At 73.1% G+C, this 12,035-nt stretch carries 10 protein-coding genes; 6 read left to right on the top strand and 4 right to left on the bottom strand.

Annotated elements, in window-relative coordinates; translation table 11 throughout:
• Positions 1-107 precede the first annotated feature (107 nt).
• From H505_RS47690 to H505_RS0115595, 6 genes are all read left to right on the top strand, one after another.
• A complete protein-coding gene (locus H505_RS47690) occupies positions 108-1,565 on the top strand; it encodes an OmpA family protein (protein WP_051300725.1) in 1,458 nt (485 codons plus the stop codon).
• A gap of 35 nt (positions 1,566-1,600) precedes the next feature.
• The gene (locus H505_RS0115615) at positions 1,601-2,392 is read left to right on the top strand and encodes an AraC family transcriptional regulator (protein ID WP_026402757.1); all 792 of its coding nucleotides are present in this window, start codon (positions 1,601-1,603) and stop codon (positions 2,390-2,392) included.
• Between the two features lie 134 nt (positions 2,393-2,526).
• On the top strand, positions 2,527-3,558 hold the full coding sequence (locus tag H505_RS0115610) for an iron-siderophore ABC transporter substrate-binding protein (RefSeq protein WP_245592531.1): 1,032 nt from the start codon (positions 2,527-2,529) through the stop codon (positions 3,556-3,558).
• Complete coding sequence (locus tag H505_RS0115605) at positions 3,555-4,598, top strand: FecCD family ABC transporter permease (protein WP_026402755.1); 1,044 nt, start codon at positions 3,555-3,557, stop codon at positions 4,596-4,598. The genes H505_RS0115610 and H505_RS0115605 overlap by 4 nt, the downstream gene beginning before the upstream one ends.
• Positions 4,595-5,653 carry a FecCD family ABC transporter permease gene (locus tag H505_RS0115600; protein WP_026402754.1) on the top strand — a complete coding sequence of 353 codons (1,059 nt, stop codon included), beginning with the start codon at positions 4,595-4,597 and terminating at the stop codon, positions 5,651-5,653. Before H505_RS0115605 ends, H505_RS0115600 begins: the two co-directional genes overlap by 4 nt.
• Positions 5,650-6,480 (top strand): ABC transporter ATP-binding protein, encoded by an 831-nt coding sequence (locus tag H505_RS0115595; RefSeq protein ID WP_026402753.1) that lies wholly within the window; start codon positions 5,650-5,652, stop codon positions 6,478-6,480. The genes H505_RS0115600 and H505_RS0115595 overlap by 4 nt, the downstream gene beginning before the upstream one ends.
• A gap of 227 nt (positions 6,481-6,707) precedes the next feature.
• Here H505_RS0115595 and H505_RS0115590 read toward each other — a convergent pair whose 3' ends face one another.
• From H505_RS0115590 to H505_RS0115575, 4 genes are all read right to left on the bottom strand, one after another.
• Complete coding sequence (locus H505_RS0115590) at positions 6,708-8,081, bottom strand: dihydrolipoamide acetyltransferase family protein (protein WP_034518115.1); 1,374 nt, start codon at positions 8,079-8,081, stop codon at positions 6,708-6,710.
• Between the two features lie 5 nt (positions 8,082-8,086).
• Positions 8,087-9,070 (bottom strand): alpha-ketoacid dehydrogenase subunit beta, encoded by a 984-nt coding sequence (locus tag H505_RS0115585; RefSeq protein ID WP_026402751.1) that lies wholly within the window; start codon positions 9,068-9,070, stop codon positions 8,087-8,089.
• Entirely contained in the window at positions 9,067-10,200 is a 1,134-nt protein-coding gene (gene pdhA, locus H505_RS0115580) for a pyruvate dehydrogenase (acetyl-transferring) E1 component subunit alpha (RefSeq protein WP_026402750.1), read from the bottom strand. The genes H505_RS0115585 and pdhA overlap by 4 nt, the downstream gene beginning before the upstream one ends.
• A gap of 212 nt (positions 10,201-10,412) precedes the next feature.
• Positions 10,413-12,032 (bottom strand): hypothetical protein, encoded by a 1,620-nt coding sequence (locus tag H505_RS0115575; RefSeq protein WP_026402749.1) that lies wholly within the window; start codon positions 12,030-12,032, stop codon positions 10,413-10,415.
• Positions 12,033-12,035: the final 3 nt, after the last annotated feature.

Below are 12,035 nucleotides of genomic sequence, written 5' to 3'. Positions count from 1 at the left end.
CCGGCACACGGCCCCCGCCGCACCGCGGCGGGGGCCGCTGCGCTCCCGGTGCCCGGACCGCTACCGTAAGCCTCGACCTCCCGCTCCCCCGACCGACCGGAGAGCCGATGCGCCCCTCATCGAGCGTCCCCCTCGCCGCGTTCCTCGCCGGGCTGCTGCTCGCGACCGGGTGCTCCGACTCCGGCGACGCGGAGGGGAGCGAGCCCTCGGCGGCCGCGTCGAGCGGAACGGCGAGCACGCCGGCGGCCCAGCCGGGCGAACTGGCCAGGGAGGGCTGGTTCGGCGACGCCGCCCTGCACGCCCGCGTCCAGATCACCGGCGTCCAGCGGCAGGGCGCCACGTCCGTCCTCACCTACACGGTGACGTCGATGGAGCAGGCGCCGAAGAGCGTCGCGTTCGCCGTCGACCTGCTGGACCCGGTCGGCCGCAGGCTCTACAAGCCGACGGCGCCGCCCGCCCCGCAGAACTTCGCGCCGAACACCCCGCAGCGGCTCACCGCCGCCTACCCGGCGATCCCGCAGAACGTCCAGCGGCTCACCGCCATCACGCCCGGCACCGCGGGCGAGTTCGCGGGCGTCCCCGTCACCGGGACCGGCGGCGCGCCCGCGAACGGCGGCCAGGGCGACGGCGGCAACCCCGCGTACCTGTACGACATCACCGAGGGCGAGATCAAGGACGTCACGTCCAGCGGCTCCGACGTCACCGTCAACCTCCGGACGGACGTCCTGTTCGCGTTCGACTCCGCGAAGCTGTCCGGCCGCGCCAAGCAGGTCCTCGACGAGGCCGCCCAGGAGATCAAGGCGAAGGCCGACCCGAACAAGCGGCCCCTCACCTTCAACGGGCACACCGACAGCAAGGGGAGCGACGGCTACAACCTCAAGCTGTCGCGGCAGCGCGCCGAGGCGGTCATGGCCGAGCTGGAGAAGCGGCTCGGCGGGGCGTTCAAGTACTCCGCGCACGGCAAGGGCGAGACCGAGCCCATCGCCAAGGAGGGCGGCAAGGACGACGAGAAGGCCCGCGCCCGCAACCGCCGCGTCGAGATCCAGTACGAGGTCCGCGAGGTCACCGAGGGCGTGAACGGCTCCACCACCGCGTCGGCTGACGGCCGCGGCGCCGCCGTCCCGCCCGCCGCGTTCCGCGCGTCCGACGGCGCGAAGGTCGCCAGCCGCTACGCCCGGTTCGGCGAGCAGAAGCGCCGCCTCGACGTCAAGCCGTTCTACCGGGACGGTGCCTACATCGTCGCCGTCTTCGAGATCGTGAACGAGGGGCCCGGCACCACGCCCCCGAACGCGGCGTACCCGCACCGCGACTACCCGGGCGGCGTGTTCACCTCGATGGCGATCCAGGTCCCCGGGAGCACCGACACCTACCGGGCCGTCCGGGTCGGCAAGGCCGCCCCCGGCAAGCCCGCCCCGTACGTCGGCTCCACCGGCGCCGCGTTCCGCACCGGCGTGGAGGAGCCCGTCCGGGGCTTCGCCTACATCCCGGCCCCGCCCGGCAACGTCTCCACGGTGACGTTCGTCGGCGGCCCCTTCGGCAACGTGGACAACGTGCCCGTGCAGTGAGCCGGTGCCGTGAACCTGGGAAAGCGGGCCGTGGCGTGAGCGGCGCCCGAGCGGCGGGCCGGGAGACGCGCGTCCTGCCGTCCTACGCGGCGGAGGCCGCCGAGGTGCCGTTCACGATCCTGCACTGGGACGAGTCCTTCGCCCGGGACACCACCTGGAACGAGCACTCGCACCCCTTCCACGAGCTGCTGTGGAACGAACGGGGCGCGTCCACGGCCGCCGTGGGGTCGCGGGTGTGGACGATCACGCCCGCGCTCGGCCTGTGGATGCCGGCGGGCACGCCGCACTCCGGCTCGGCGCCCGCGGGCACGTGGTGCCGCGCCGCGTTCTTCGGGTTCGGCGCCGTGAACCCGATCTCCCCGTCGTCCGTCGGCGTCGAGATCACCCCGCTGCTCCGGCTGCTGCTGGAGCGGCTCTCCGGCACGGGCCTGTCCGCCGGGTCGCGGGCGCTGACCGAGGCGATGGTGCTGGACGTGCTCGTCCCCTCGCCGCGCGAGCTGCTCCTGCAGGTGCCGTCGTCCGCCCTGCTGCGCCCGATCGCGGACGCCGTCCTGGCGGACCCGGCCGACCGGCGCACGCTCGCGGACTGGGCGGCGCACCTCGGCGTGAGCGCCCGCACGATCACCCGCGCCTTCCACGCGGAGACGGGCACGAGCTTCGCGCGGTGGGTCGCGGCGGCGCGCGCGCAGCACGCGGTGACGCTGCTCACACGCGGCTGGGAGATCGACGCCGTGGCCGAGGAGGTCGGTTACCGCTCGGCGAGCGCGTTCGGCGCGGCGTTCCGGCGCACGACCGGGCTGACGCCGGGGGCGTTCCGGGGACGTTGACGTCCCGATCGCGATAACGGCTGTCCCAAAGAGGTGATTGCGACAAGTCGGTCATTTCTCCTAAGGTGCGCACGAAGGCAAGCCTTACCTAAGTCGGTTGGCGCTTGCGGCGGATTCCAAAGGTGGAGAGCGGTTTGAAACGTCCACGTGGCCTGCACCTCATCGCGGCGGCGACCCTTCTGCTGGGCACCATCACGGCCTGCGGCGACTCGTCGGAAAGCACGGAACAGAGCGCCGGCGGCGGCGCGGGAACGTTCCCCGTGACGATCGAGCACGCGCTCGGCACCACCACCGTCGAGAAGAAACCGGAACGGGTCGCCACCGTCAACTGGGCCAACCACGAGGTGCCGCTGGCCCTCGGCGTCGTCCCGGTCGGCATGGCCGCCGCCAACTTCGGCGACGACGACGGCGACGGCGTCCTGCCGTGGGTGGACGAGAAGCTCAAGGAGCTCAACGCGGAACGCCCCGTCCTGTTCGACGAGACCGACGGCATCGACTTCGAGGCCGTCGCCGACACCGAGCCGGACGTGATCCTCGCCGGGTACTCGGGCCTCACCAAGGAGGACTACGCGACCCTCAGCGAGATCGCCCCCGTCGTGGCCTACCCCGACGCGCCCTGGGCGACGCCGTGGCGCGAGGTCATCCGGGTCAACGCCAAGGCGATCGGGCTCGACGCCGAGGCCGAGAAGCTGATCGAGGACATCGAGGGCGACATCTCCGCGGCCGTCGCGAAGCACCCGGGGCTCAAGGGCAAGTCGGCGATGTTCATGACGCACATGGACCCCAACGACGTCAGCGAGGTCGGCTTCTACACGACCCACGACACCCGCACGCTGTTCTTCGAGGACCTCGGGATGACGACCCCCGGCAGCATCGCCGAGGCGTCCAAGGAATCGGACAAGTTCTCCCAGACCGTCAGCTCCGAGCGGATTGACATGTTCGACGACGTCGACATCATCGTCGGCTACGGCGACGCCGAGCTGCGCGAGCAGATCAGCGACGACCCGCTGCTGTCGAAGGTCCCCGCCATCGAGCGCGGCTCGGTCTACCTGATGTCCGGCACCACCCCGGCGGGCACCGCCGCCAACCCGACTCCGCTGGCGATCTCGTGGGTCCTGGAGGACTACGTCAAGGCTCTCGCCGAAGCGGCCGCCAAAGTCAAGTGACGACGGCCGACACCGAACGCCCGCCGGACGCCGCCCTCGTGCGGCGTCCGGCGCGCGTGCGCGTGCTGTGGCTGCTCGCCGCGGTCGCCGTCCTGGCCGCGGCGATGCTCGCGTCCGTCGTGCTCGGCTCGCGGAACGTCGCCTGGGCGGACGTCTGGGCCGCGCTCGGCGGCGCGCAGGACACCATCGGGCAGGCGGCCGTCGCCAAGCGCATCCCGCGCACCCTGCTCGCGGTGCTGATCGGCGCGGCGCTCGCCCTGTCCGGCGCCGTCATGCAGGGCGTGACCCGCAACCCCCTCGCCGACCCGGGGATCCTGGGCGTCAACATGGGCGCGTCGCTCGCCGTCGTCTGCGGCGTCGCGTTCCTCGGGCTGTCGTCGCCCACCGCCTACATCTGGGTCGCGATGGCCGGGGCCGCGGTGTCCGCCGTGTTCGTCTACACCGTCGGCTCCCTCGGCCGCGGCGGCGCCACCCCGCTCAAGGTCGCGCTCGCGGGCGCCGCGGCGTCGGCGGCGTTCGCGTCCCTGGTCAGCGCCGTCGTGCTGCCCCGCAACGACATCGCCGGGGGCTTCCGGCTCTGGCAGATCGGCGGCGTCGGCGGCGGATCCTACGAGCGCATCGGGCAGGTCCTGCCGTTCCTCGCCGCCGGCTTCGCGATCTGCCTGCTGTCCGCGCGGGGCCTGAACTCGCTCGCGCTCGGCGACGACGTCGCGGCCGGGCTCGGCGAGCGCGTCGCCCTCATCCGCGCGGCGGCGGCCCTCGGCGCGGTCGTCCTGTGCGGCGCGGCGACCGCCGTCGCCGGGCCGATCGCCTTCGTCGGGCTGCTCGTCCCGCACGCCTGCCGGCTGCTCGTCGGCGTCGACCACCGGTGGCTGCTGCCGTCCACGGTCCTCGTCGGCGCGTCGCTGCTCACCCTCTCCGACGTCGTCGGCCGCGTGATCGCACGGCCCGAGGACATCGAGGTCGGCATCATCACGGCGATCATCGGCGCGCCGTTCCTCATCCACATCGTCCGCCGTCAGAAGGTGCGTGAGCTGTGAGCGCCCCGGCCCCCGCCGCCGTCCGGCCGTCCGCCGTCCAGGCCGTCGCCCGCGGCCGCCGCCGGCGCGCCGCCCGGCGCCGCGCCGTCCTCGGGACGCTCGCCGTGCTCGTGCTCGCCGGGTTCGCCGTCTCGCTGATGGTCGGCCGGTCGTTCTACCCGCCCGGCGACGTCGTCCGGGTGGTCCTCGGCGAGCAGGTGCCCGGCGCGTCCTTCACGGTCGGCCGGCTCCGGCTGCCCCGGGCCGTCCTCGCGGTCGCCGCCGGGTTCGCGTTCGGGCTGGGCGGTGTCACGTTCCAGACGATGCTGCGCAACCCCCTCGCCAGCCCCGACATCATCGGTATCAGTTCGAGCGCGAGCGCGGCCGCGGCCGTCGCGATCGTCGTGTTCGGCCTCGGCGGCACCCAGGTGTCGGTCTTCGCGATCGTCGCGTCCCTCGCCGTCGCCCTGCTGATGTACGTCCTGGCGTTCCGGGACGGCGTCGCCGGCATGCGGCTCATCCTGATCGGCATCGGCACCGCCGCGATCGGCGACAGCGTCACCTCCTACGTCCTGTCCCGCGCCGGCGAGTGGGACCTCCAGGAGGCCACCCGCTGGCTGACCGGCAGCCTCAACGGCACCACCTGGACCGAGGTCGTGCCGACCCTCGTCGCGCTGCTCGTCCTCGCGCCCGTCCTGCTGTTCCTGGCGCGCGACCTGTCGGCGCTGCAACTCGGGGACGACACCGCGTCGGCCCTCGGCGTCCGCGTCGAGCGCACCCGCATCGCGGTGGTCGTCGCCGCGGTCGGGCTGATCGCGTTCGCCACGTCGGCCGCGGGACCGATCGCGTTCGTCGCGTTCCTGTCCGGCCCCATCGCGGCCCGCCTGATCGGCACGGGCGGCTCCCTGCTGCTGCCCGCCGGGCTCGTCGGCGCCCTGCTGGTCCTCGTCGCCGACTTCGCCGGGCAGTTCGCGTTCGACCTGCGCTACCCGGTCGGCGTCGTCACCGGCGTCCTCGGCGCCCCCTACCTCATGTACCTGATCGTCCGCACGCACCGGGCCGGAGGCTCCCTATGACCGCGTCCCACACCCTCGTGGCCGAAAGCCTCACGCTCGGCTACGGCGACCGCACCGTCGTCGAGTCCCTCGACATGACGGTGCCGCCCGGCGCGGTCACGGTCATCGTCGGCGCGAACGCCTGCGGCAAGTCGACGCTGCTGCGCTCCCTCTCCCGCCTCCTCGCGCCCCGCGGCGGACGGGTCGTCCTGGACGGCCGCGAGGTGCACCGGATGCCCGCGAAGGAACTGGCCCGCACCCTCGGCCTCCTGCCCCAGTCGCCGATCGCGCCCGAGGGCATCACCGTCCTCGACCTGGTGTCCCGCGGCCGCCACCCCCACCAGGGCCTCTTCGCCCGCTGGAACGGCGAGGACGACGCGGCGGTCGCGGCCGCCCTCGAAGCGACCCGCACCACCGGCCTCGCGGACCGCGCCGTCGACGAACTCTCCGGCGGGCAGCGCCAGCGGGTGTGGATCGCGATGGCCCTCGCCCAGCAGACCGACCTGCTCCTGCTCGACGAGCCCACCACGTTCCTCGACCCGAGCCACCAGGTCGACGTCCTCGACCTGCTCACCGACCTGAACCGGTCCCGCGGCACGACGATCGTCATGGTCCTGCACGACCTCAACCTCGCCGCCCGCTACGCCGACCACCTGATCGCCCTCGCGGGCGGCCGCGTCCACGCGTCCGGCGCTCCCGGCGACGTCCTCACCGAGGACACCGTCCGCACCGTCTTCGACCTCGACAGCCGCATCATCGAGGACCCCGTCTCCGGCCGCCCCCTCATGCTCCCCATCGGCCGCCACCACATCCGCACGAAGCCCGAGGCGCCGTCCACGTCCCGCTGAGCCCGCCGTCACCCGCCGCATGGCATGCCAGACGGGCTTGAAGGACACCACGTTCAAAACCTTGCCGCCGGTTCGACGACCCGGTCATCCGATGGCACCACATCATGACCCGCTGAACAGGTGGGTCGTCATCGACGAGGCGGCGCCGGCCAGGCCGTTCGGCACGGTCGATCTGACGCGGCCTTGTCGGACCGGCCGGGGAGCGGGCTCCCCGGCCGGTCGCGGTGCTAGCTCCAGGCGAGCATGCGGAGGGGGTCCTCCAGCATGTCGCCGACGTCCCGGAGGACGCGGGACCCCAGTTCGCCGTCGACCATGCGGTGGTCGAACGAGAGGGCCAGCGTGGTGACCTTGCGGACCGCCAGCTCGCCCTCGTGCACCCACGGCATGTCGCGGATCTGGCCGAAGGCCAGGATCGCCGCCTCGCCGGGCGTGATGATCGGGGTGCCGGTGTCGACGCCGAACACGCCGACGTTGGTGATGGTGATCGTCCCGTCCGAGAGGTCCGCGGGGGACGCCTTGCCCGCGCGGGCCTTCGCGGCGAGGTCGTTCAGCGCGCGCGCGAGGCCGGGCAGGTCGAGGTCCTGCGCTTCCTTGATCTTCGGCACGATGAGGCCGCGGTCGGTCGCGGCGGCGATGCCGAGGTTCACGTAGCGCTTGACGACGATCTCCGCGCCGGACGGGCCGTCCTCCCACGTCGCGTTCACCATCGGGTGCCGCGCCACGGCCGTGAGCAGCGCGCGCGCCACCAGGAGGAGCGGCGACACCTTCACGTCCGCGAACTCTGGGAGCTCGCGGATGCGCTTGACCGCCTCCATGGTGCGCGTGACGTCGACCTGGAGGAACTCGGTCACGTGCGGGGCGGTGAACGCGGAGTCGGTCATGGCGGCGGCGGTCGCCTTGCGGACGCCCTTCACCGGGATCCGCTCCTCGCGCGGGCCCGCCGCGGCGCGGGGCGCCGGGGCCTCGGCCGCGGACCGGGCGGCGCGGACGTCGTCCCGGGTGATCGAGCCGTTCGGGCCCGAGCCGGTGATCGCCGCCAGGTCGACGCCGAGGTCCTTCGCGAGCTTGCGGACCGGCGGCTTGGCGAGGGGCAGGCGGCGTCCGTCCACAGGCTGTGGACGGACGGGCGCCGCCGGGGCGGCCGGGGCGGGCGCGGGCGGGGGCGCGGCGCCGTTCGCCTTGCGGGGGCGGCGGCGGGTCGTGCCCTCCTTCACCCCGTAGCCCACGAGGACGGGCGTGCGCTTCGGCTTGTCGGGCGCCGTCATGCCCGGCTCGTCCGCCGTCGGGACGGCGTCGGTCTCGCTGAGCGCCGCCGCCTGCGCGGGGGGCTCGGACACCGGGGTCGCGACGGCGCCGCCCGCCGCGCCCACCGCGATGATCGGCGTGCCGACGTCCACCGTCTCGCCCTCGGAGACCAGCAGTTCGGCCACCACGCCCTCGAACGGGCAGGGCAGCTCGACGATGGCCTTGGCCGTCTCGATCTCGACGATCGTCTGGTTGATCTCGACGGTGTCGCCCGGCTGGACGTGCCACTTGACGATCTCGGCCTCGGTGAGGCCCTCGCCGACGTCGGGAAGCTTGAACAGGTTCGTGTCGGTCACCGGCGTCACCACGCGAAGGTCCGGTCGACCGCGTCGAGGATGCGGTCGAGGTCGGGCAGGTAGTGGTCCTCGAGGCGGGACGGCGGGTAGGGCGTGGAGAACCCGCCCACCCGGAGCACCGGCGACTCCAGCCGGTAGAAGCAGCGCTCGGTGACGCGCGCGGCCAGCTCGGCGCCGTACCCGCTGAAGACGGGCGCCTCGTGGACGACGACGCAGCGTCCCGTCCGGTTCACCGAGTCGGCGACGGTGTCCATGTCGAGGGGGTTCAGCGACCGCAGGTCGATCACCTCCAGGGACCGGCCCTCGCCCGCGGCGGCGGCCGCCGCCTCCAGGCACGTCTTCACCGACGGCCCGTAGGCCAGCACGGTGACGTGCTCGCCCGGACGGACGACGCGCGCCGCGTCGAACGCCGTCCAGTCGGCGGAGTCGACGTCGACCTCGGCCTTGTCCCAGTACCGGCGCTTCGGCTCGAAGAAGATCACCGGGTCGGGGCAGGCGACCGACTGCTGGATCATCGCGAACGCGTCCGCCGGGTTGGAGCAGGCGACGACGCGGAGCCCGGCGGTGTGCGTGAAGTACGCCTCGGGCGACTCCGAGTGGTGCTCGACCGCGCCGATGCCGCCGCCGCACGGGATCCGGACGACGACGGGCAGGTCGAGCGCGCCGAGCGAGCGCATCCGCATCTTCGCGAGCTGCGTGATGATCTGGTCGGCGGCGGGGAACACGAACCCGTCGAACTGGATCTCGACGACCGGCCGGTAGCCGCGCAGGGCCAGGCCGATCGCGGTGCCGACGATGCCCGACTCGGCGAGCGGGGTGTCGATCACCCGCTCCTCGCCGAAGTCCTTCTGCAGCCCGTCGGTGATGCGGAACACGCCGCCGAGCTTCCCGACGTCCTCGCCCATGATGAGGACCTTCGGGTCGTTCTCCATGGCCTTGCGCAGGCCGGTGTTAATGGCCTTCCCCAGCGTCAGGGTCTCCGCGGTCATGACGCGACCTCTTCCTCGAACGACGCCAGGTAGGCGGCGAACTGCTCCTGCTCCTCGGTCATCAGCGGGTGGCGCTCGGCGTACACGTGCTCGAACAGCGCCTCGGGCCGCGGGTCCGGCAGGGCCAGGCAGCCCTTGCGCAGGTCGGCGGCGACGGTCTTCGCCTCGTCCTCGACCCCGTCGAAGAACGCGGCGTCCGCCAGGTCGCCGCGGGTCAGGTACGCCTTGACGCGCTCGATCGGGTCCTTGAGCTTCCAGGACTCCTCTTCCGCCTTCATCCGGTAGCGGGTCGGGTCGTCCGTCGTGGTGTGGGCGCCCATCCGGTACGTGTACGCCTCGATGAGCATCGGGCCCTGCCCGGTGCGGGCGGCCTCCAGGGCCTTGCGCGTGACGGCGAGGCACGCGAACACGTCGTTGCCGTCCACCCGCACGCCCGGGAACCCGTAGCCCTGCGCGCGCTTGTAGAGGGGGATGCGCGTCTGCTTCTCCAGCGGCTCGGAGATGGCCCACTGGTTGTTCTGGCAGAAGAACACGATCGGCGCGTTGAACACCGACGCGAACACGAACGCCTCGTTCACGTCGCCCTGCGAGGTCGCGCCGTCGCCGAAGTAGGCGATCGCCGCGCCCGCCGACGGCGAGCCGAGGACGCCGTCCCGCTGGATGCCCATCGCGTACCCGGTGGCGTGCAGCGTCTGGCTGCCGATCACGATCGTGTACAGGTGGAAGCCGTGCTCGGCCGGGTCCCAGCCGCCGTGGTTGACGCCCCGAAACAGCCCCAGCAGGTTCAGCGGGTCCACGTCGCGGCACCACGCGACGCCGTGCTCCCGGTACGTCGGGAACACCATGTCGTGCTCGGAGAGCGCCCGGCCGGAGCCGATCTGCGCCGCCTCCTGGCCGAGCAGCGACGCCCACAGGCCCAGCTCGCCCTGCCGGGTCAGCGCCACGGCCTCCCGGTCGATCCGCCGGGTGATCACCAGGTCGCGGTAGAGCGCGCGGACGTCGTCCGCGGACAGCTCGAGGGGGTAGTCGGGATGCTCGACGCGCTCGCCCTCGGGGGTGAGCAGCTGGACGGGCTCTGGCTCGGCCGTCGCGGCGGTGGCCGGCGCGCCTCGCACGGAGTCGATCGTCATCGATGACACTCCTCGTTCGGGGCCGGAACACGGGATCGCCGCACGCCGGCCGGGGTCAGTGACCTTGTACCCGGTAAGGGACGAAGGCCGCTTATGCCATCGTGGCAGACGTCACACCGTGCTGTGCAAGTCCCGCCTGACGGGTTCCCTACCCCGATCGGCGCCGCCGATCCCCGGACGCGCCGCGGCCGCCGCCGTCCGTCACCGGCCCGTCACTCGCGGGACAGGACCCGGGTGACCCCGGCCGCGACCGTCAGGCCGAGGACCAGGCCCGCCGCGACGATGAAGTTCGCGATCCACTGCGAGACGCCCTTCGGGGCGAAGAGCCCCTCCTGGCCGAGGGTGCCGATCGGGAGGATCAGGTCGAGCGTGTAGAAGAACGCGTTGAAGTGCGGGCTGTCGTCGCTGTTCAGGACGTCGGGCTTGTCGATCGAGAACACGATCGTCCCGAACGCCAGCAGCCCGATCAGCCAGGTCGCCGCCCGGAACGGGCGGTAGCCGTAGCCGACGAGCCCGTCCTGCATCAAGCCGATGACCTTGCGGAGGATCCCCTGCGTCTTGCGGCGGTCGCGGGCCTTCGCGAGCAGCACCGACCGCCCGTCCGCGTCCAGCCCCAGCGCCCGGTACGTCTGCGCGAGCCGCTCGTACGGCTGCGGCGCGTACCCATCGGTGTCGCGGCGCAGCCAGCCGAGCCGCTCCTTCGCCGTCATCGGCGGGTCGAGCGTCTCGTACTGGAGGCCGTCGAGCTGGAAACGCTCCGCCCACGTGTCGGCCGCGTCCCGCAGCAGGTTGATGCGGGCGTACGACAGGTCCGCGACGCCCCGGATCGGCTCGGCGGGACGCAGCAGCACCTCCTCCGCCTGGACGCGCTGCAGGCTCAGCGCCGTCCCGTCCGGGTTGAACAGCCGGGCCTCGCTGAAGCTGAGCTGCCCGGTGACGCGCGCCCCCGCGAACGACGCCGCGCCCTCGGCGACGAAGCCGTCCGAGCAGTACACGTCGTTCTCCACGCCCAGGTCGTCGCAGTTGAGCGCCGTCCGGCCCTGGTTGACCAGGCGCGCGCCGACGAACGACAGGTAGCCGCCGACGCGGGCGCCGCGCAGCCGCACCTCGCCCTCGGCGGTGAACCCGCCGTCGCAGAACACGTTCGCGGCGACGTCCAGCCGGCTCGCGGTCAGCGCGGCGCCGCCCGGGTTGTGCAGCCGCGCCTTCCGGAAGATCAGCTGCCCGCCGATGCGCGCGCCCGGGAGCCGCACCTCGCCGGTCGCGGCGAAGCCCTGGTCGCAGTACACGTTCGCCTCGACCGTCAGCCGGTCGGCCAGCAGCGCGTCGCCGTCCGGGTTGGACAGCTGGACGCCCGACATGTTCAGGATGCCCGTCACGTTCGCGCCGTCCAGCCACAGGCCGCCGAAGATGTGGCTGCCCTCCAGCCACAGGTGCCCGTCGACGCGGGTGCCGGACGCCACCAGCCCGGGCAGCCGGCAGCGCATCAGGTGGACGCTGTTCATGCTCGCCCAGTACAGGTGCGGGGCCTCGTCGAACGCGCAGCCGGTCAGCGCCAGCGGGACCTCGACGGCCGCGTGCCCCAGGTTCAGCGAACCGAAGACGCGGGCGCCGTTCAGCCGGACGGCCGCGACGTGGCCCGGCGCGCGCTCGACCGCCCCGGCCAGCAGCGCGACCAGCACCTCCGCGCGGATCAGCCGGTCGTGGCCCCAGCGGCCGGCCTGGCTCGGATCGTCCAGCGCGGGGTCCCCGGAGGACAGGTCGACGAGCTCGCCCTTCGGGAACGCCTCCCACAGGCGGCGTTCGGACGGCGACAGGTCCTCGATGTTCATGTA

Origin of the sequence: Actinomadura rifamycini DSM 43936 (assembly GCF_000425065.1) — a bacterium.
GTDB classification, from domain to species: Bacteria; Actinomycetota; Actinomycetes; order Streptosporangiales; family Streptosporangiaceae; genus Spirillospora; species Spirillospora rifamycini.
Note: the sequence above shows the minus strand (reverse complement) of the source record. Positions and strands in the feature narration are given on the sequence as shown.